Origin of the sequence: Thalassospira sp. UBA4513 (genome assembly GCF_002388495.1) — a bacterium.
In the GTDB taxonomy this organism is placed as follows: Bacteria; Pseudomonadota; Alphaproteobacteria; order Rhodospirillales; family Thalassospiraceae; genus Thalassospira; species Thalassospira tepidiphila.
This window is the reverse complement of sequence record NZ_DGMR01000031.1, coordinates 4,629-5,789: the sequence shown is the minus strand read 5'-3', so window position 1 is coordinate 5,789 and position 1,161 is coordinate 4,629. Positions and strand designations below refer to the sequence as shown.

The 1,161-nt window shown below is 56.9% G+C and carries 1 protein-coding gene and 1 pseudogene; both read right to left on the bottom strand.

What is annotated here, in order from left to right; genetic code table 11:
- Window positions 1–701, bottom strand: a 701-nt coding sequence (locus B2T33_RS12220) for an iron chelate uptake ABC transporter family permease subunit (protein ID WP_286792116.1), incomplete at its 3' end; no start/stop codon positions are given.
- Window positions 698–1,161 (bottom strand): annotated as a pseudogene (locus B2T33_RS12215) (zinc ABC transporter ATP-binding protein); the annotation flags it as partial. The pseudogene B2T33_RS12215 and the gene B2T33_RS12220, both read right to left, overlap by 4 nt.

Sequence of the window (1,161 nt, the reverse complement as noted above, 5' to 3'; positions counted from 1 at the left end):
CAGGACAGGGAAATCCCCGCCAGAACCGATGCCGCACCAAACAGACCGGCCCCAACCGCCATCTGTTCAGGTGTGCGGGCAAAGAAACGCGCACTGGCGGCCGGGACGATCAGAAGGGCTGTAATCAGCAAGACCCCGACAATCTTGATCGCCATGCCAATCACAAGTGCCATCAGAAGCATGAAGATCAAACGCAGCCGTTCGACCGGAATGCTTTCGGCCGCGGCAATCTCAGGGCTGACTGTCAGCGCAAGCAAAGGCCGCCACATCCATGCAAGGATGCCAAGAGCAAAGGCCCCGCCAACCGCCAAAAGCAAGATATCCCCGGTATTGACCGCCAGAATATCTCCAAACAGATAAGCCATCAGATCAACAGCAACCCCTTGCACAAAGGCAAGCGCGACCATACCCAGTGCCAGCGTGGAATGGGCCAGCATGCCCAGCACCGTATCACTGCCAATCCGCGATTGCCGCTGGCCATAGGCCAGAATAAGCGCGGCCGCAAGACAGGTCGCGATCATGCCGATCCGCACATCGACCCCGATCAGAAGACCAAGCGCCACCCCCAGCAATGCCGTATGCGCCAGCATGTCGCCAAAGAATGCCATGCGTCGCCAGACGATAAAGGCGCCGAACGGGCCACAAACGACGGCCAGCAAAACACCGCCCAAAACGGCACGAAACAGGAAATCATCCATCATTGGTTTGTTCCCGCCCCTTCTTTGACGGCTTTATTGTGATCATGCGCGTGATCATCTGCATGATGGTGATGCCCATGGTCATGCGAATGATCGTGACCACATCCGCCAACAACATGGCCCGAAAGATCATGTTCGTGATCATGTTCGTGGTGATAGATACCAATCGCATCGGCCTCGCGCACGCCAAACAAAGACCGGTATTCCGGATGCTGACGCACGGTTTCGGGAATGCCCGAACAACAGACATGGCGATTGAAGCACACCACCTGATCGGTTTTGGCCATCACCAGATGCAGATCATGCGAAATCATCAGAACGGCGCAATCAAGTTCACGGCGGATCTCGTCAATCAGGCGATAAAGCTCCGCCTGCCCGGAAACATCCACGCCCTGAGTCGGCTCATCGAGCACCAGCAAATGCGGACGCAGCAAAAGGGTGCGGGCCAGCATCACACGCTGCG